Origin of the sequence: Streptomyces sp. NPDC048171 (assembly GCF_043202655.1) — a bacterium.
Taxonomy (GTDB): Bacteria; Actinomycetota; Actinomycetes; order Streptomycetales; family Streptomycetaceae; genus Streptomyces.
Map to the genome: position 1 here is coordinate 372,419 of NZ_JBIDAU010000007.1, position 17,831 is coordinate 390,249.

Genomic DNA, 17,831 nt, shown 5'->3' on the forward strand with positions numbered 1-17,831 from the left:
CCGAGTCGTCCCTTTCCGGAGACGTCCCGCGCGGTCACCGCCGCCGGCCTCACCGCCGGACGGCACGCAGTCCGTCCAGGAGAAGCCGCAGGCCGAACTCGAAGTGTGCCGTGAAGTCCGTGCCAGTGAGCACCGGCAGGGTGGCAGCGAGGTGCGGATACGTCTCCGTCACCACCGCCTCGCGCAGGACGCCCGCATCGGTGGGCCCGCCGTCCCCGGGCCGGAGGGCGGCCTGTTCCTCCAGGGTGTGTCCGACGGTGAAGTTCGTGACCGCGTAGAGCGCCCGCGCCGCCTCGACGTCACCGAAGCCCGCCTCGCGCAGCTCGCCGACGAAGCCGTCGGCGAAGCCCAGGGTGTTGGGGCCGGTCGAGTGCGTACCGGCGAAGACGCGTGCGCCGTCGCGATGGGCGAGCAGGGCCGTGCGCAGCGCGCGGGCGAGGCGCGCCGCTCTCTCGTTCCAGTCGCCGTCCCCCACCGGCCCGGCGGCGTCGGCGACCCCGTCGATCATGCGCTCGGCCATCGCGGTGAGCAGGTCCTGTTTGGTCGCGAAGTAGCGGTACAGCGCACCGGCCCGGACGCCCATCGCATCGGCGAGCCGCCGCATGGTCAGCGCGTCGAGACCGGACTCGTTCAGCAGGTCGAGGGCGGTGTGGACGGTGCGGGCCTGGTCGAGCCGGGCGGGCCGGCCCCTGGTCGGGCTTGACGGGGAGCTCATACACCTCACTATAGTGAACGCCGTTCACGTGAACAACGTTCACTAAATAGGGGAGGACATCTCCGATGAGCACTGATGTGATCGTCGTGGGCGCGGGCCCGACCGGGCTGATGCTCGCCTGCGAGCTGGCACTGGCGGGCGTACGGACCCGGATCGTGGAGCGCCGCACCGAACGGCAGCGCGATTCGCGGGCGCTGAGCCTGCACCCGCGCAGTGTGGAACTGCTGGACCAGCGGGGGCTGCTCGACCGGTTCCTCCCGCTCGGCCGGACCGTGCCGGGCTGGCACTTCGCCGGGCTGCGGACCCGGCTGGACTTCCGCGCTCTCGACTCCCGGCACACCTACACCCTCTTCCTGGCCCAGGCGCGCACCGAGGCGCTCCTGGAGGAGCGGGCGCACGAGCTGGGTGTGGCGATCAGCCGCGGATACGAGGCCCTCGGCGTGAGCCAGAACGGCGACGGGGTCGTGCTGGAAGTGCGCGGCCCGGGGGGCGGCACCGAGACCGTGCGCGCCGGGTACGTGGTCGGGTGCGACGGTGGCAGGAGTGTCGTACGGCAGGCCGCGGGGATCGGCTTCCCCGGCACCGACGAGACGCTGACCGGGGTACTCGGGGACGTCGCGGTCATCGACCCACGGCCCGGCGTCCTCGACGTCGCACGGGCCCGAGGCGTGCTCGTCGCGCCCCTGGAGGGCGGGCTCACCCGGCTCGTCTACCTGGATCCGGAGCGGATGCGGGTGCCGGCCGGCGAGCCCGTGACGCTGCAGGAGTTCCGTGCGTCGCTCACCCGGATCACCGGATCCGACTGCGGCGTCGCCGAGCCCCGCTGGCTGTCGCGCTTCGGCAACGCCACCCGGCTCGCGGAGCGGTACCGTTCGGGACGCATCCTGCTGGCGGGGGACGCCGCCCACATCCACTTCCCCGCGGCGGGCCAGGGCCTCAACACCGGTCTCCAGGACGCCATGAACCTCGGCTGGAAGCTCGCGGCCGTAGTCAACGGCTGGGCGCCACCTGGGCTGCTCGACAGCTACGACGCGGAGCGCCGGCCGGTCGGCCAGTCGGTCACCGAGAACACCGAGGTCCAGACTCTGCTGGCGGAGCTGGCACTCGTCGAGCAGTACCGGCGCCCGGCCGCGGCCCTGCGCAAGCTCCTCGATCGGCTGCTGGGCTTGGCGGAGGTCAACCGCCTGCTCGCCGCCCAGGTCTCCGCGCTCGACACCGGATATCCACCGTCGGCCCCGGACGCCGATCCGCTGGCGGGGCGGCGCATGCCCGACCTCGGGCTGACCGCCACCGGTTCGCGGGCGACGCGGGTCTACGAACTGCTCCCCCCGGGCCGCTTCGTTCTCCTGTCCCTGACCGGTGACCCGGCCCTCGGGGAGGCCGTCGATGCGGGCTGGGGCTCACGGGTCACGGCCGTCACCGTCACCCGGCACGACGAGCACGCGGACCTCGACGGGGTGAACGAGGTTCTCGTACGCCCCGACGGTCACATCGCGTGGACCACCCGCGCCACCGACGCCGGCGCGCGCGGCACCGAGCGCGCTCAGGCGCTGGCGGGCTGGGCGGGCAGGTCTTCCTGAAGGGAGCGGATCACCCCTCAACGGCCCGGCCTCGCCGTCGGGGCAAGGAGGCGGGGTGGAGGCCACGGCCTTGCTTCGAGACCCTTGGTCAGCAGCCTCCCGGCATGAGTCAGGAGACGCGCCCTTGGCGACCCAGCTCGTCCGCGGAAGCGAGCTCCCCTGCTGATCTCACGCCCCGGGGGCGAGGCCTCCGGCCGGCACCACCGCGTCCGTCTCCCGTTCGTGCGACAGCACGGTCTCACGGAACGAGGCGACGACCGGCCGCAGATCGACGTGGTGCCAGACCGCCCACAGTTGGACGCACGCCTCGTACCAGGGCAGGGCGCGCACGGCCACGCCCTCGGTGGCGCCGCGCACCATGCTCTTCTGCACCAGCGCGAGACCGAGGCCGGAGGCCACCAGGCCGAGTGCCGTCAGGGGATCCGCGGCGTCCAGCCGGATGTCGGGAGTGAAGCCCGAGGCCACGCACGAGGCGACGAACGCGTCCCGCCACGCCGGGTCACCCGGCTCCTCGACCGCGATCCACGGCTGCCCGTCCAGATCCTTCGCCGAGATCGTCTCGCTCGCGGCCAGCGGGTGACCCGCCGGAAGGGCCAGCAGCAGCGGGTCCTCCAGCAGCGTCGCGGCCCTCAGCAGGGGGTCCTCGCGGTCCGGTGGCTCCCGCACCAGAGCGATGTCCAGGCTGCGCTGACGCAGTCCCTCGAACTGCTCGGCCGCGGCCATGCTGTACAGCGCGACATGGATGCCGGGGCTCTCCTCCTGGAGCCGGCGCAGCGCGCCCGGGAGCACCCCGGTGTGCATGGCGTCGGCCACGTAGCCGATGCAGAGGCCGCCCTCCTCGCCCCTGCCCAGCCGGCGGCCGAGGTTCTCCAGCCGGTCGGCGTGGCGCAGCAGCGCCTGGGCCTCGCCGAGGAAGGTCGCGCCGTCGCGGGTGAGCCGGATGCGCTGCTGGCTCCGCTCGAACAGGGTCAGGCCGAGGTTCTTCTCCAGCTGCGCGATCTGCCGGCTGAGGGGTGACTGGGAGATATGGAGTTGCTCGGCGGCGCGTCCGACGTGTTCGATCTCGGCCACGGCGACGAAGTAGCGCAGTTGTCGCAGGTCAAGCATGTTAGACCTCCAAGGACTCAAGTATATCCAAGAGAGTCTTGGACAGTCTGAAGTTCCGATCCTAACGTCGAAGGCGAACGAACGGCGGACCGGCCGAAGGCCATGAGTCCGCTCCTTCCCCCCTCCGCGAGGACGCTTCATGACCATCACATCTCTGCTCCCGGGCCGCCTCGGACTGGGCACGGCCCCGCTGGGCAGCATGTTCCGCGACGTCTCCGACGAGGAGGCCGCCGCGACCGTCGACGCCGCGTGGGACCACGGCATCCGCTACTACGACACCGCCCCCTTCTACGGCGCGGGCCTGGCGGAGATACGCCTCGGCGACGCGCTCGCCGGGCGCCCCCGCGACAGCTACGTGCTCAGCACCAAGGTGGGCCGCGTCATCCTCGACGAGGTCGAGAACCCCGCCGCCCGTGAACTCGGCGAGAAGGGCGGCCTGTTCGAGCACGGCCGTCCCAACAAGCTCGTGCACGACTGGACGGCCGACGCCACCAAGCGGTCCATCGAGGACAGCCTGCGGCGTCTGCGCACCGACCGGCTCGACATCGTCTGGGTCCATGACGTGGCCCAGGACTTCCACGGTGACGAGTGGCTCGCCGTCTACGAGAGTGCTCGTACCGGTGCCTTCCGCGTCCTTCAGCAGCTGCGCAACGAGGGCGTGATCAAGGCGTGGGGGCTCGGCGTCAACCGCGTCGAACCCATCGAGCTCACTCTCGAACTGGACGAGCCGAAGCCGGACGCCTTCCTGCTCGCCGGGCGCTACACCCTGCTGGACCACGACCGGGCCCTGCAGCGCCTGCTTCCCACGGCGGCCGGCCAGGAAGTCAGCCTCGTCGTCGGCGGCCCCTACAGCTCCGGCATCCTCGCGGGCGGCACCCACTTCGAGTACCAGGACGCGCCCGCGCACATCATCGAGAAGGTGGCGCACATCAGGGAGCTCGCCGAGCGGCACGGCGTCAGCATCAAGGCTGCCGCCCTGCAGTTCTCCCTGGCCCACCCGGCGGCCGCCGCCGTGATCCCGGGCGCGACCCGGCCCAGCCGTATCGCCGAGGACGTCGCGGCCCTCGACGAGACCGTCCCCGCGGCGTTCTGGGCCGACCTCCGCGAGGCCGGGCTGGTCTCCCCCCTGGCACCCCTGCCCACCGCCTGACACTCCCACCCAGGACAGGAGCATTTCCGTGGCCTCCACCACCGCTACCCTCGACGTGGCCGTACCCCCCGATCGGGTGTGGCAGCTCATCGGCGGCTTCGACGCGCTGCCCGACTGGCTGCCATACATCTCCGAGAGCGTCGCCGCCGAGGGCGGCCGCGTCCGCCGGCTGCGCAATGAGGAGGGCGGCGTGATCGTCGAGCGGCTCGTGGCCTTCGACGACGCGGCACGCTCGTACAGCTACGCCATCCTCGAGGCGCCGTTCCCGGTGACCGACTACCTCTCCACGCTGCGCGTGCGCGAGGTCCCCGGCCGGTCGGACACGTCGCGCGTCGAATGGTCCGGGACGTTCACCCCCGCCGGCGTCAGCGCCGACGAAGCCGTCGCGCTGTTCCACGGCATCTACGCCGACGGGCTCGCCGCCCTGCACAACACCCTGTCAGGGTGAACGGGACGTTCCGTCCGGACAACGGGCTCGGTCCGCTCCCACCCGTGCCCCGGGCAGCGGCGCGCGGTACGCTGCCCGGGGCCTCGTCGGACGCGACGACCGGTCAGAGATCGCTCACTGGGTGTCCCCGTCGGGCAGCGGGTAGGGGAAGTCGGCGGTGACGCCGATCTTGTCGTACTCCATCTTGGAGGCGTCGTACCCGTCCTCCCAGTTGGCGTTCTCGACCTCGTTGCACTGGTAGCTCTGGTACGACTGGTCGGTGGTCTTGCCGACCTCGATGTCCTCGAAGGTGAAGCCGCAGCCGCCGGCGTCCATGTGGATGCCGCGGGTGCCGCTGTCCGGCATCGACTCGTCCGGGATCACGTCGCCGATGACCATCTGGCGGACGTGGTTGTCCATCGGGTACGGCTCGACGTTGTTGACGCCGTAGGTGTAGAAGGCGCCCATGTCGCCGCTGTCCAGACCGGCTTCGTCGATGCGCAGGTACTCGAAGGTGTTGCCGCGGGCGTAGTTGTCCTTGAGGGCGACTTCCGGGCGCACCTCGAGGCTGATGCCGTAACGGGCGCTGTGCTTGACGTGGCTGTGGCTGACCGTGTTGTGCCCGGTGTTCATCAGCTCGATGCCGGAGGCGTCACCGGGGTTCAGTTCGCCGTAGTGGGTGATGTAGTTGTCGGTGAGCAGGTGGCCGTTGGAGGTGTTCCCCTCGCCCGGGTAGGGGCCCTCGACCTTGATGCCGTCGGCGCCGATGTTCTCCAGCAGGCTGTCGCGGACCGTCAGGTGGTCGTTGGCGGCGAGTGCGTAGACGGCGTGGTAGCCCGTGTCGGAGATCTTCAGCCGGGACAGGGTGATGTCCTTGCTGTTGGTGACGGAGACGGCTCCGAAGCGGTTGCGCGGCATCTCGATCTGCCGGTCGTACTCCGGGTACTTGTGCACCTCGCCGGAGTCGCCGTCGCTGATCCATCCGTTGCGGTACCAGTCGACGAAGTCGGTGTACTGCAGGGCGAGTCCGTCCAGGGTGATGTCCTGCGCCCGCCGGTCCGGTGCGGTGCCGGCCAGGTCGAACAGGGTCTTGACCGTGGGGCGCAGCACGGTGACGTCGTCGATGTCGCCGCGGGGCTTGTAGTAGAGCTGACCCTTCTTGAAGTCCAGGTAGTACTCGCCCGCCTGGTCCAGGAAGTCGAGGGAGCTCTGGAGGAAGTACCGCGAGCCGCCGCCGGAGTTGTTGAGGGCGTACCGGGTCCAGTACTTGAGCGTCATCTGGTTCTTGGCGGGGTTCCAGTCACGGATCGGCACCGTGTCGGTGAACCAGCTCCAGCTGCCGCCCGACCAGACCACCGCCTGGGCGTTGCTGAGGTCCCACGAGGCGTCCCAGTCACCCGGGTTGGAGTACAGCCACTGGTGGACGGCCTCCTTCTCCGGCTCCGGCAGGGTGGACGTGAGGTACGGGGCCCACTCGTCCTCGGACTTGCGGTTGGGGTAGCGGGCGGTGGTGGCGCGGGTGCCGTCCTCGAAGAGGGTGTAGAAGGGGTTGTCCGTGCCGACGTCGGCACGGTAGATGCCGTCCTTGTACTCCTCCCAGCCGGTCACCGGCTCGGCGCCCGTCACGCGTGCCTTGCCGGGGCCGTCGTAGGAGCGGTAGACCACCTGGTGGCCGCCGGCGCCCGAGTCGCGGTCGTCGAGTTCGACGGTCCGGTCCAGCGGGTAGTCGCCGGCACGCAGGTTGACGTGGATGTCGCACCGCATCCTGCCGGGCCGGTTGAGTCCCTTGTCGCGGATGTGGTCGCGGGCCTTCTCGATGGTCTTGAAGGGCTTGCTCTTCGTGCCCTTGGCCTTGTCCTTCCCGTCCGGGGAGACGAACAGCTCGGTGGCCTTGCAGCCCGCCGACTGGGCGCTCGCGTCGGGAGTGCTCAGGGTGGCGCCGCCGACCAGCAGGGCCCCGGCCGCGAGCAGGAGGGGCAGTCTTCTGGTCCTTCGTCGTACGGGTCGTACCTGGGTGGTTGGCACGGGTTCTCCTTGCGCGTGGAGGTGGAGTGCGTGTGGGTGCGTGTGGTGTCGTGGTCCGGCCGCATGGGCCGGACGGTGCGTTCCGTGCCGTCACGGACGGCGGGCCGCGCGGGTCGTGTGTCGGGCGCGGGGCTTCGCACCCTCCGGCGGGGGCGAGCCGGCCGCCGACGGACCCGGCGTCCGGAGCGGCATGGGGGGCGGGGTCCGCCCCTGCGGTGCCCGTTCCGGCAGAGGGCCGGCACGGCATGTCGTACGCGATTAGTGGGTCACTGATCGAGCAACGATAGTTAATATGTTCGCGCCGTGGGGTCGTCAATACGCAGGGCCGAACCTGAAATTGATGACCTGAGAGGCGGCCGGCTCACGGCCCGTGAGCCATAAGTCCATGCAGCCCAGGAAGAACGGTGTCATGACCGATCCCGACCTGCCGGCCTTTCCCCAGCTCAGTGCGGAGGACCGGGAGGCCCTCGCGGACCTCGCCCGGCGGCAGCAGGCCGGGCTCCGGATGCGCGGCCGGATCGTCCTGGCCTGCGCCGACCAACTGACCAACACGGAGGTCGCCCAGCAGCTCGGGGTCGCGCCCGCCACGGTGGCCAAGTGGCGCGAGCGCTATCTGCGGCGCGGCGTCGCCGGTCTGCACGACGCGCCCCGCTCCGGGCGGCCCCGCAGCACCGGCCGGCAGGAGGCGGAGGCCCGGGTCGCGGCGGTGCTGGAACAGGCCCGCGCCGGTGCCCCGGTGCCCTCGACGCGCTCGCTCTCCGACACCCTGGGCCTGTCGCAGTCCACGATCGCCCGGATCTGGCGGGAGCAGCAGGCCGTGCTCCCCGATCCGCCGGACGTGCGGCCGGGAGGGCCGCAGCGGGAGGCGGGCGGGGAGGCGGCCCGGACCGTGGCCGCTCCCGTGCCGAGTCCTCCCCGCCTGCCGCGGCAGTTGCTCTCCGACCACGTGTACACGCTGCTGCGGGACTGGATCGTCGGCGGCCGTCTGGCGCCCGGACAGCGCCTGGTCGAGTCCGAGATCGCGCGTGATTTCGGTACCAGTCAGGCCCCGCCCCGCGAGGCGATCAAACGCCTCGCCTACGAGGGCCTTGTCATCTCCCAGCCGCATCGCGGCACGTATGTCGCGCGGGTCTCCGAACGGCAGGCCCAGGACGTCCGTGACATCCGGGTGATGTTCGAGGAGTACGCGGCCCGCCGGGCGGCCGGCGGCCTGGACGCCGAGCACACGCGGCTGCTCACCGAGGACGTGAACCGGCTGCGCCGGGCCGCGGCCGAGGACGACATCGGCGCCTTCCGCGACGCAGACATGTCATTTCACCGGCATGTCTGCGAAGCTGCCCGCAACGCGGCGCTGATCCGCCTGTGGCGCATGATCGAGTCCAGTCTGTGGGACCTGCACGTCCTGGGCGACCCGCGCTACGCGGGCAGTTGGGGCGCGATGGCCGAGCACCACGCGGAACTCCTGGACGTCCTGCGCTCCGGTGACCCCGATGTCGCCGGACCCATGTTCGCCGACCATGCCGCGGGCGAGGCCGCCCGCTACCTCCCCGACACCGCCGGGCCCGCCGCAGCGCCCGAGCGGTGAGGCGAGCGCCGACCGTACTGTTCGGCACCGACCCCACCGCCTACCTGCCCGTTGTCCGCACCCGACGGTCAACGGGGGCGCACAGTGGAGACGCCGTCGGCGCTCAGGCCACCGCGCCCATCCTGCGCACGACGTCCTTGATGAGTGCGGCGAGCGCCGCCACCCGCTCGGCCGTGGCCTGGGACTTGAGCAGGGAGGAGCTGACGGCGAAGGGGCGGCCGCCCGGTGGCGGTCCGGGGACGGCCGCCGCTACGCACACGATGCCCTCGGCGGCCTCCTGGTCGTCGACGGCGTGACCGGCCGAGCGGACGCCGCGGACGTCCGCGAGCAGCGCGTCGAGCGTCGTGACCGACCAGGGGGTGCGTGCCTCGAACGGCTCCCGGTCCGCGAGCAGTTCACGCACTCTGGTGTCGTCCAGGCCGGCCAGCATGGCCTTGCCCAGCGCCGTGCAGGTGACCGGGAGCCTGGCCCCCGCACGGCTGGTCAGGCGCATCAGGACGGTGCCCTCGTGCACCGCCAGGTAGACGACGTCCGTGCCGTCCAGGGTGGCCAGTTGGAGGGTCTCCTCCCGGTCGCCCAGGCGGCTCACCTGCTCCCGGAAGCTGCGGACGGGGTCGAAGGCGTCGAGGTAGGACTGGGCCAGGCGGAGCAGGCCCGGCCCGAGGGCGAAGCCGCCGTCCACGGCCCTGACCAGTTCCCGTTCGTGCAGCGCCGCGCAGATGTTGACCACGGAGGCGCGCGGTATGCCGCCCGCCGCGGTGGCCAGTTGGGCGGGCGTCAGCGCCCGGCCACGGGCGTCCGCCAGCGCGTCGAGGATCGCGCCCGCCCGCAGCACGGCCGGTGCCGGTGCGGCACTGGCCCATACCGATCCGTCCCGAGTACTCATGGCGCCACACCCTAGTTGTCAGCCAGTTGACAGTAAAGCAATCCATTGACAACTAGTGGTGCCGTACACCGATACTGAGCCCGCAAGCCCTGGAGCGGCGGTGCCGGCCGGCACCGAGCTGGGCGGACGCCCCGTATGACCGGGTTCGGCTCCCGTCGTCTCACGGCGACGGCCGGCTTCTCCCTTCCCCCGCCCTGCGGCCGGGACGGACGCGTCCGGCGCGACCGGCGGCCCCGGCAGGCACGGCCCCCGACCAAGGAAAGCGGCACATGAGACTCGTACGGCTCGGAGACCCCGGGCGGGAACGCCCCGCCGTCATCGACGACCGGGGCGTCACCCGGGACCTCTCCTCCCTGACCCCCGACATCGACGGCGCCTTCCTCGCCGCGGACGGCATCGCCCGCACCCGCCGGGCCCTGGCCGACGGCACGCTTCCCGAGCTGGAGTCCGCGGGGCTGCGCTTCGGACCGCCGGTCGCGCGACCCGGCGCGGTGGTCTGCGTCGGCCAGAACTACGCGGCCCACGCGGCGGAGTCCGGCAGCACGCCGCCCACCCGTCCGGTGATCTTCTTCAAGCCCCCGAACACGGTGGTCGGACCGCACGACGAGGTGGAGATCCCGCGCGGCTCGGCCAGGACCGACTGGGAGGTCGAACTCGCCGTCGTCATCGGCCGGACGGCCCGGTACCTGGACTCACCCGAGCAGGCCCTGGAACACGTGGCCGGGTACGCCGTGTCGAACGACGTCTCCGAGCGCGACTTCCAGCTGGAGCACTCCGGGGGCCAGTGGTCCAAGGGCAAGTCCTGCGCCACGTTCAACCCGCTCGGCCCCTTCCTCGTACCGGCCGACGAGGTGCCCGACGTCCAGGACCTGCGGCTGCGGTCCTTCGTGAACGGGGAGCCGCGACAAGACTCCCGCACCGCGGACATGATCTTCTCCGTCGCACAGATCGTGTACGACCTGAGCCAGTACCTGGTGCTGGACCCCGGGGACGTCGTCAACACCGGCACTCCGGAGGGCGTCGCCCTGTCCGGCCGCTTCCCCTATCTGCGCCCCGGCGACGTCATGGAGATCGAGATCGAGGGGCTGGGCCGTCAACGCCAGTCCCTCGGCGCCGCCTGACGACCGCCGCTCCCGCCGGGCGGGCCCGGCGGGAACCTCCCCGAACCGGTGACCGAGACCTCTTCTCAGTCATCACTTGTATGATACGTTACGACTCGATGAGGGCATGGTTTCGGGATTGCTTCCCGACAGCCGCACACGCCCGCTCTCCCGGCCCGGCGGCACGCTCCCCCACCTTCCGCGCCCCCTCGGATTTCCCCGGCGCGGGGTGGGTGGGCCGGCGGGCGGGACGGCGAGGAGAGCACGAAGAGGGGGAGCAGTTGAAGATCACCGGATTCCGGAGCCTGACGACCCTGCACCGCTGGGGGCGTCCCGTCGGCGACGCCAACGGCTTCGTCGCCCAAGGGGTCACCGAGGTCCCGGTCCTGCTGGTCGAGACCGACGGCGGCCTCACCGGAGTGGGCCTCGGCGCGCACGGCGACGCCTCGCGGATCTTCCCCGCACTCGACGGACAGGACCCACGGTCCGTCACCGCGCTCTACGACCGGATGCTGGCCCACACCTTCAAGAGCGGCCACGCCGGCGCGGCCTTCGGCACCATCGGCGCCTTCGACATGGCGCTGTGGGACCTCAAGGCGAAGATGGCCGGCGAGCCGCTGTGGCGCACCCTCGGCGCGGCGGACCGGTTCGTGCCCGGCTACGCGTCGGGGCTCGACATCGCGCTGGACGACGACGAGTTGGTCGCGCTGTACTCCGGCTGGGCCGCGCGCGGCTTCACCGGCGCCAAACTCAAGGGCGGCCTGGACACCGAACGCGACATCGCCAGGCTGCGCACGGTCGCCGGAGTACTGGGAGCCAACACCCGCTCCCCCGCCCTGATGCTCGACGTCAACGAGTCCTGGGGCAGGCACCAGGCCGTGCGGCTGCTCGCCCGGATCGAGGACCGCGTCGAACTCGCCTGGATCGAGGAACCGGTGCGCCGCTGGGACGCGCGGGGGCACCGGGCCGTGGGCCGGGCCTCCCGCACCGCCGTGGCCGGCGGCGAGAACCTGACGGGCCTGGAGCAGTTCCGGCCCCACCTCGCGGCCGACGCACTCCAGGTCGTGCAGACCGCCTGCGTCTGGGGCATCACCCACTTCCTGCGGGTCGCGACCCTCGCCCACGGCCACGATCTCCCGGTCAGCCCGGTCGGCTACCACGCCAACCCTCTGGCGCACGCGGCCGCCGCCGTACCCAACCACCTGGTCACCGAGGTCCAGGACACCGGCACACCGGAGGGGCTGCGCGTGGACCAGGCCATCGAGGACGGCGGCATCGTCCTCGGCGACACGCCGGGACTGGGCATCACCGTCGACGAGACCGCACTCGCCGCCCCGGACCGGCACGCCGGCTGGGCCCGTCCCGACGGCCCCCATGTCCGCCCCCGCGACGCGGGCCTGCGGCTGGTGCCCGACCCCGGCCCCCCGGGCCCCGGCCCCCGCACCCCCGCGGGTACCGCCCCGCCCGCCGTCCCCGGCCCCGTCCACCGCCCCGCGCGCAGTGAGCGCACCGAGAGGGAGAGCACGCCGTGACGCGACCACGTGCCGTCTTCGCCATGAACCCCCGGCTGGTCCGCAGCGTCTTCGACGAGGACGCCCTGGCCCGGCTGCGCCGCGCCGCCGACATCGACACCTCCCTGGTCCTCGGGGAGCTGGACTCCGACCGCTCGCGCGACGCGCTGGCCGGTGCCGAGATCCTCGTCGCGGGCTGGGACGCGCCACTCGTTCGAGCCGAGCACCTGGACCTCACCGAGCGGCTCCGGGCCGTGGTGTACGCGGGCGGGGTCGCCGCGACCTGCCTGGAGGACCCGGCCGTCTTCGCCGCCCGCGGCGTGGTCGCGGCCAACGCCCGGGCCGCCAACTCCGGGCCCGTGGCCGAGTACGCGCTCGCCATGATCCTGCTGGCCAACAAGCGGATCCTGCCCGAGGAGCGCCGCTACCGCGCCGCGCGGACCCTGCCGGACCACTTCGGCGGATACGCCGGGCGGGGCAACTACCGGCAGACGGTGGGCATCGTGGGCGCCTCCACCGTGGGCCGTGCGGTGCTCGCCCTGTTGCGCCCCTTCGACCTGGACGTCCTCCTGTACGACCCGACCGTCACGGCGGAGCAGGCCGCCGCCCTCGGCGCGCGCCTGGTGCCGCTCGACGAACTGATGGCGCACAGCCGGGTGGTGTCCCTGCACCAGCCGCTGACCCCCGGAACCCGCGGGCAGATCGACGCGGGACGGCTGGCGCTGATGCCGGACGGCGCGACGCTCGTCAACACCGCGCGCGGCGCCGTCGTCGACCAGGACGCCCTGCTGGCCGAGGTGCGCACCGGCCGCATCGACGCCGTCCTGGACGTCACCGACCCGGAGCCGCCCGACACCGCGAGCGAGCTGTGGACGCTGGACAACGTCGTGCTCACTCCGCACCTGGCGGGTTCGCTCGGCGGCGAGCTGCACCGGATCGGTGACACCGTCGTCGACGAGGTCGAGCGGTTCGCGGCGGGCCGGCCCTTCGCCCACCCGGAGGACCTCGCGGCCTCCGCACGGACGAGGGTGTGGTGAGACCGATGCGTTCCCGTACCCTCGCCCGCGGCCCGCAGTTGACCGAACTCGGTCTGGGAGCAGCCCAGTTGGGAAACCTGGCCCGCGAAACCAGCGAAACGGACGCGCAGGGCGCCGTCGACGCGGCCTGGGACAGCGGCGTCCGCTACTTCGACACCGCCCCGCACTACGGACTCGGGCTGTCGGAGCGCCGCCTCGGCGCCGCCCTCGCCCGGCGTCCGCGGTCCGAGTACACCGTGTCCACCAAGGTGGGCCGGCTGCTGGTGCCCAGCCCCGAGACCGCGCACCGCCAGGACGACGGCGGATTCGCGGTGCCCGCCGCCTTCCGCCGCGACTGGGACTTCTCCAGGGACGGGATCCTGCGCTCCCTGGAGGGCAGCCTGACCCGGCTCGGCCTCGACCACGTCGACATCGTCTACCTGCACGACCCCGACGACCACTGGCAGGAGGCCGCCACGACCGGCGTCGACACCCTCGTCGAACTGCGCGGCCAAGGGGTGGTGAAGGCGGTGGGCGTGGGCATGAACCAGGCCGCGATGCTGACCGAGTTCGTCCGCCGCTCGGACGTCGACCTGGTCATGGTCGCCGGGCGCCACACCCTGCTCGACCAGTCGGCGCGGGAGGAGCTGCTGCCGCTCGCCCGGGAGCGCGGGGTGGGGGTCGTCGCCGCCGCCGTCTACAACTCCGGTCTGCTCGCCGCCGACCGTCCGCCGGCCGACGCCACCTACGACTACCTGCCCGCGCCCGGTGAGCTGATCGCCCGGGCTGGTGCGCTCGCCGGCGTCTGCGAGCGCCACGGAGTCACCCTGCCGGAGGCCGCGATCGCCTACCCACTGCGGGATCCGGCGGTCGTGTCGGTGGTGCTCGGCGCCCGCGACGCGCGGCAGTCCCGTACGAACGCGAGGCGGCTCGCGGCCCGCGTGCCCGACGCGCTCTGGGTGGAGCTGGCCGAACTCGGCCTGGTCCCGGACGGCCCGGGCGCACAGCCCGCGCCAACCACGCCGACCCCGCCGACCCCGCAAGGGGAGCGGCCATGACCGTCCTCGACGCCCATCTGCATGTGTGGGACCCCGAGCAGGCCCCCTACGACTGGCTGGGGCCCGCGCTGTCGCCCGTCGACCGCGCCATGCGCTTCCGCGACGTACGTCCGGTCCTGCGCACGGCCGGCGTCACGGCGGCCGTGCTCGTCCAGGCCGCCGACAACGACGCGGACACCGACCTGATGCTGGCGACCGCCGCCGCGCACCCCGAGGTCGTCGGCGTCGTGGCCTGGGTCCCGCTGGACGACCCGGGCCGGGCCCGGGACCGGCTCGCCGAGCTCCGCCGCGACCCGCACGTGGTCGGCGTACGCACGCTGCTCCATGAGCGGTCCGACCCGGACTGGATCGCGGGCCCCGACGCGGAGGCGGGCCTCGCGCTGCTCGCCGGAGCCGGTCTCCCCTTCGACTACCCGACCGCCTCGCCCGCCGCGCTGCGCCACCTGCCCGGGCTGGCGGTCCGGCACCCCGCCCTGCGCCTGGTCGTCGACCACCTCGGCAAGCCGCCCGTCGGCGGCGGCCGCGAGGACCGGGCCGAGTGGCGCCGCCTGATCGCGGCCGCCGCGAAGCACCCCGGCGTCCACGCCAAGGTCTCCGGGCTCTACCCGGCCTCGGGAGCACTCGACGCGTGGTCCACGGACGAGGTCCGGCCGTTCGTCGAGGACGCGCTGGAGCTGTTCGGCCCCGAGCGGCTGATGTACGGCGGCGACTGGCCGATCTCCCTGCTGGCCGGGGGCTACGCGCGCACCTGGGAGTCCGTGTGCGCGCTCCTCGCCCCGCTGGCCCCCGACGAGCGTGCCGCCGTCCTCGGCGGCACCGCCGCCCGCTTCTACCGACTCGACCCCGCCCTGCTGGACGCCGCGCGCGACGCGGCCGTGTGATCGCTCCGGAAGGAACGCCAACACCATGGACCACCAGACCACCACCCCGGACACGGCCGCGCTGGCCGGCTGGCTGCACAGCTGGGTGACGGACGAAGGAGCGGTCAACGGCTTCCACAACCACAGCGTGTGGGGCACCAACCCGGCCACCTTCCTGGACTTCACCAGCGGGCACACCACGTTCGCGGGCCCGGCCGTCGGCGCCTTCGCGCAGGCGCTTGCCGCGCGGCCGGACGAGCGGGGCGTCGCCCTGCTGCGGCGGCTGCTGCGCTACCAGTGCTCCGAGGTGCAGTCCGACGGGCAGTACGCGCACATCGGTTTCCAGGTCGGCGAGTCGGCGACCAGCGGCCTCATCCACAACGCCGTCGGCAGCCTCGGCATGCTGCTCGCGGTGCGCCACGCCGGTCGTCTGCTGCCCGCCGAGGAGGTGGCCGCCGTGCTGACCGCCGTACGCCGCAACCTGGACGCCTGCGAGGTCTACGGCGGCGGGCGCCCCGGCGAGGACGGCACCTGCAACCAGGAGTACGCCCGGGTCTGGGTCAAGCAGCTCTACACGGAGCTGGGCGACGACAAGACCTACGCCGACGAGATCCCCGATGACCTCGCGGAGCTGGTCCGGCTCTTCCACCACCGCGGGGTGCCGGACGCGGACAGCGCGGGCACGTTCCGCACCGTGCGCGACCGCGCCGAGGGCGGCATCCTGGAGCCCGCCGAGTACTACGGGCTCATGATCGTGCCGCTGGTGCTGGGCTACCGCGCCCAGGGCGACCCCGAACTGCTCGCCGAGGCACGGCGGCTGTGCCGGCACGTGGCCCGCTCGGCCTGGACCGACGAGACCGGCGCCACCCGCTACCACCGCTACTGGTACGTCCAGGGCGAGCGCTCCCTGAAGACGGACACGCCGATGCTCATCGCGGGCATGGGACTGACCCTGTACGGCATCCACGAGGTGCTGGCCGAGGGCCCGGACGCCGAGCTGGAGGCGTTCACCGAGGCCTGCCTGGCCACCTACGCCCGCTACCAGACACCGGCCGGCTACTTCGCCTCGGCGAGCGGCTGGCACAACGAGGCCGACATCGCGCCCAGTACCGCCTGGCACGCGCACGACCTGCTGTTCCTGATGGCCCGGTACGGCCCGGACGACGACTTCTGGGACCGGGTGACCGCACCCCGCGAACGGCAGTCGGTGCTGGTCAGCGATCGTGCGTACTGGGCCGAGTCCGGCGTCCACTGGTCCGTGCGCAGCCCGCTGACCGCGGGCGACCTGCACCTGTACGGCCGCAAGGACCGGGCTGTCTTCGCCCGGGAGTTCTTCGCCTGGACGGACCGCGAGCCGCTGCCCGAGGAGCTGCGCCACCCGGACGTCCCCGAGTTCTTCGTCGCCGACGACGGCATCTACCGCGTCGACCGCGGCGAGGCCCCCACCGACATCACGGCCGTCGGCCCCCTGCCCTACCGGGGGCGGCTGTGACCACCGAACGACACCGCCGGCTTTCCCCACCGAGGAAAAGAGAGATGACAATGACGTCGACCAACAGAGGGAGCAAGGCGCGCGGTGCCGCGCTTGCCGCCGTGGTTCCGCTGCTCCTCGTCGCGGCCTGTTCGTCGGGCTCCGGCTCGGCGGGCGGCGAGGACGGCGAGATCCGGATGATGGTGAACCTCACCGACAACCTCAACCAGGCCTACTGGGAGAAGCTGGTCAAGCCCTTCGAGGACGAGACCGGCCTGAAGGTGAAGATAGAGGGCCCGACCGGCAAGTCCGTCGCCGAGTCCTTCCCGCAGCAACTGGCCGCGGGCACCGCGCCCGACGTCATCCAGTCGATCTTCCCCGACGACGACACGGCGCCCGAACTGATCGACCTCGGTGGTGAGGCCTGGGCCAAGGACACGCCGATGTTCGACGAGTACGCCATGGGCGACGCGCACTACGCGGTCGGCGTCGGCACCCAGACGCAGTCGCTGGTCTACTACAACAAGACCGCCTTCGAGAAGGCGGGGATCAGCAAGCCGCCGACCACGTGGGACGAGCTGACCGAGGATCTCGGCGACCTGAAGAAGGCCGGTTACACGCCGATGCAGACGGCCGGCGACTTCCAGACCGGCCTGCAGCTCCAGCAGATCTACCACCCGACGCTCAACCAGTTGCACCCCAAGTGGCAGACCGCGGTGTCCGACGAGAAGCTCACAGTCTCGGACGCCTACGAGCCCGCGTTCCAGATGTACGCCGACTGGATCAAGGCCGGGTACATCGACAAGAGCGACGTCGGGCTCAGCCCCTCCCAGGCGGACGGCAACTTCACCGCGGGCAAGGTGGGCCTCTACACCAACGGCAGCTGGTTCGCGGCCACCCTGAACAAGGCCGGAGACCTGCCCTTCGAGGTGGGGGTGTTCTCGCCCCCGGCCGCGGACGGACAGGCGTACCCGGGCCCGCAGGGCGCCACGATGGCCAACCCTTACATGATCCGCAAGGGCATCGGCGACGAGGACGGTGCCAAGCAGCTGGTGGAGTACCTGGTCACCGACGCCAAGGCCATCGAGGCGCAGCTCGGCTCGGACGGGGTGTTCCGCAAGGGCTCCGAGGCCAAGCAGACCCCGGTCGACGCGCAGATCCAGACGATCCTCGACGACGCCCCCGCGCTCGTCGCCGTGGGCGAGGGCCAGGGCAACGTCCGGCTGCCCGTCACCGGGTTCAACCCGAAGTTCACCGAGGTCGCGCAGAGCCTGTACACCGGGGCGGGTCCGGCGGACGCCGCCAAGAGCATCGACCAGTGGGTCGACGAGAACCGCTGA

The 17,831-nt window shown here is 72.3% G+C and carries 15 protein-coding genes; 11 read left to right on the top strand and 4 right to left on the bottom strand.

What is annotated here, in order from left to right:
* Window positions 1–49: 49 nt before the first annotated feature.
* Window positions 50–715, bottom strand: coding sequence for a TetR/AcrR family transcriptional regulator C-terminal domain-containing protein (locus tag ACGF3J_RS21815; RefSeq protein ID WP_202558132.1), 666 nt, complete (start codon window positions 713–715; stop codon window positions 50–52).
* Window positions 716–780: 65 nt separating this feature from the next.
* Between ACGF3J_RS21815 and ACGF3J_RS21820 the strand changes: the two genes are divergently transcribed.
* Entirely contained in the window at window positions 781–2,295 is a 1,515-nt protein-coding gene (locus tag ACGF3J_RS21820) for a monooxygenase (protein ID WP_161328961.1), read from the top strand.
* A 168-nt stretch (window positions 2,296–2,463) separates the two neighbouring features.
* Here ACGF3J_RS21820 and ACGF3J_RS21825 read toward each other — a convergent pair whose 3' ends face one another.
* Window positions 2,464–3,402, bottom strand: coding sequence for a LysR substrate-binding domain-containing protein (locus tag ACGF3J_RS21825; RefSeq protein ID WP_161328960.1), 939 nt, complete (start codon window positions 3,400–3,402; stop codon window positions 2,464–2,466).
* Window positions 3,403–3,541: 139 nt separating this feature from the next.
* Between ACGF3J_RS21825 and ACGF3J_RS21830 the strand changes: the two genes are divergently transcribed.
* Complete coding sequence (locus ACGF3J_RS21830; RefSeq protein ID WP_161328959.1) at window positions 3,542–4,552, top strand: aldo/keto reductase; 1,011 nt, start codon at window positions 3,542–3,544, stop codon at window positions 4,550–4,552.
* A gap of 28 nt (window positions 4,553–4,580) precedes the next feature.
* On the top strand, window positions 4,581–5,000 hold the full coding sequence (locus ACGF3J_RS21835; RefSeq protein ID WP_161328958.1) for an SRPBCC family protein: 420 nt from the start codon (window positions 4,581–4,583) through the stop codon (window positions 4,998–5,000).
* 114 nt (window positions 5,001–5,114) lie between these two features.
* On the opposite strand, the gene ACGF3J_RS21840 is transcribed toward ACGF3J_RS21835, so the two are convergent.
* Window positions 5,115–7,004 carry a right-handed parallel beta-helix repeat-containing protein gene (locus tag ACGF3J_RS21840; RefSeq protein WP_161328957.1) on the bottom strand — a complete coding sequence of 630 codons (1,890 nt, stop codon included), beginning with the start codon at window positions 7,002–7,004 and terminating at the stop codon, window positions 5,115–5,117.
* Window positions 7,005–7,413: 409 nt separating this feature from the next.
* On the opposite strand from ACGF3J_RS21840, the gene ACGF3J_RS21845 reads away from it, so the two are divergent.
* Window positions 7,414–8,589 (top strand): GntR family transcriptional regulator, encoded by a 1,176-nt coding sequence (locus ACGF3J_RS21845; RefSeq protein WP_161328956.1) that lies wholly within the window; start codon window positions 7,414–7,416, stop codon window positions 8,587–8,589.
* A gap of 103 nt (window positions 8,590–8,692) precedes the next feature.
* Here ACGF3J_RS21845 and ACGF3J_RS21850 read toward each other — a convergent pair whose 3' ends face one another.
* Entirely contained in the window at window positions 8,693–9,475 is a 783-nt protein-coding gene (locus ACGF3J_RS21850; protein ID WP_161328955.1) for an IclR family transcriptional regulator, read from the bottom strand.
* 269 nt (window positions 9,476–9,744) lie between these two features.
* Here ACGF3J_RS21850 and ACGF3J_RS21855 point away from each other — a divergent pair, with 269 nt between their 5' ends.
* The 7 genes from ACGF3J_RS21855 to ACGF3J_RS21885 all read left to right on the top strand — a co-directional run bounded on the left by ACGF3J_RS21855 (window position 9,745) and on the right by ACGF3J_RS21885 (window position 17,831).
* Window positions 9,745–10,596 carry a fumarylacetoacetate hydrolase family protein gene (locus tag ACGF3J_RS21855; RefSeq protein ID WP_161328954.1) on the top strand — a complete coding sequence of 284 codons (852 nt, stop codon included), beginning with the start codon at window positions 9,745–9,747 and terminating at the stop codon, window positions 10,594–10,596.
* Window positions 10,597–10,856: 260 nt separating this feature from the next.
* Window positions 10,857–12,107 carry a mandelate racemase/muconate lactonizing enzyme family protein gene (locus tag ACGF3J_RS21860; RefSeq protein ID WP_161328953.1) on the top strand — a complete coding sequence of 417 codons (1,251 nt, stop codon included), beginning with the start codon at window positions 10,857–10,859 and terminating at the stop codon, window positions 12,105–12,107.
* On the top strand, window positions 12,104–13,123 hold the full coding sequence (locus ACGF3J_RS21865; protein ID WP_393854505.1) for a hydroxyacid dehydrogenase: 1,020 nt from the start codon (window positions 12,104–12,106) through the stop codon (window positions 13,121–13,123). Before ACGF3J_RS21860 ends, ACGF3J_RS21865 begins: the two co-directional genes overlap by 4 nt.
* A 5-nt stretch (window positions 13,124–13,128) precedes the next feature.
* A complete protein-coding gene (locus tag ACGF3J_RS21870; RefSeq protein WP_393854506.1) occupies window positions 13,129–14,160 on the top strand; it encodes an aldo/keto reductase in 1,032 nt (343 codons plus the stop codon).
* The gene (locus ACGF3J_RS21875) at window positions 14,157–15,041 is read left to right on the top strand and encodes an amidohydrolase family protein (protein ID WP_161332787.1); all 885 of its coding nucleotides are present in this window, start codon (window positions 14,157–14,159) and stop codon (window positions 15,039–15,041) included. The genes ACGF3J_RS21870 and ACGF3J_RS21875 overlap by 4 nt, the downstream gene beginning before the upstream one ends.
* 25 nt (window positions 15,042–15,066) lie before the next feature.
* Window positions 15,067–16,512, top strand: coding sequence for a hypothetical protein (locus ACGF3J_RS21880; protein WP_161332786.1), 1,446 nt, complete (start codon window positions 15,067–15,069; stop codon window positions 16,510–16,512).
* A 50-nt stretch (window positions 16,513–16,562) separates the two neighbouring features.
* Window positions 16,563–17,831, top strand: coding sequence for an ABC transporter substrate-binding protein (locus ACGF3J_RS21885; protein ID WP_161332788.1), 1,269 nt, complete (start codon window positions 16,563–16,565; stop codon window positions 17,829–17,831).

Bases quoted from the DNA above. Each gene is read 5' to 3' on its own strand.
- ACGF3J_RS21815 (WP_202558132.1), bottom strand. From the start codon at position 715: ATGAGCTCCCCGTCAAGCCCGACCAGGGGCCGGCCCGCCCGGCTCGAC.
- ACGF3J_RS21820 (WP_161328961.1), top strand. From the start codon at position 781: ATGAGCACTGATGTGATCGTCGTGGGCGCGGGCCCGACCGGGCTGATG.
- ACGF3J_RS21825 (WP_161328960.1), bottom strand. From the start codon at position 3,402: ATGCTTGACCTGCGACAACTGCGCTACTTCGTCGCCGTGGCCGAGATC.
- ACGF3J_RS21830 (WP_161328959.1), top strand. From the start codon at position 3,542: ATGACCATCACATCTCTGCTCCCGGGCCGCCTCGGACTGGGCACGGCC.
- ACGF3J_RS21845 (WP_161328956.1), top strand. From the start codon at position 7,414: ATGACCGATCCCGACCTGCCGGCCTTTCCCCAGCTCAGTGCGGAGGAC.
- ACGF3J_RS21850 (WP_161328955.1), bottom strand. From the start codon at position 9,475: ATGAGTACTCGGGACGGATCGGTATGGGCCAGTGCCGCACCGGCACCG.
- ACGF3J_RS21855 (WP_161328954.1), top strand. From the start codon at position 9,745: ATGAGACTCGTACGGCTCGGAGACCCCGGGCGGGAACGCCCCGCCGTC.
- ACGF3J_RS21870 (WP_393854506.1), top strand. From the start codon at position 13,129: ATGCGTTCCCGTACCCTCGCCCGCGGCCCGCAGTTGACCGAACTCGGT.
- ACGF3J_RS21875 (WP_161332787.1), top strand. From the start codon at position 14,157: ATGACCGTCCTCGACGCCCATCTGCATGTGTGGGACCCCGAGCAGGCC.
- ACGF3J_RS21880 (WP_161332786.1), top strand. From the start codon at position 15,067: ATGGACCACCAGACCACCACCCCGGACACGGCCGCGCTGGCCGGCTGG.
- ACGF3J_RS21885 (WP_161332788.1), top strand. From the start codon at position 16,563: ATGACGTCGACCAACAGAGGGAGCAAGGCGCGCGGTGCCGCGCTTGCC.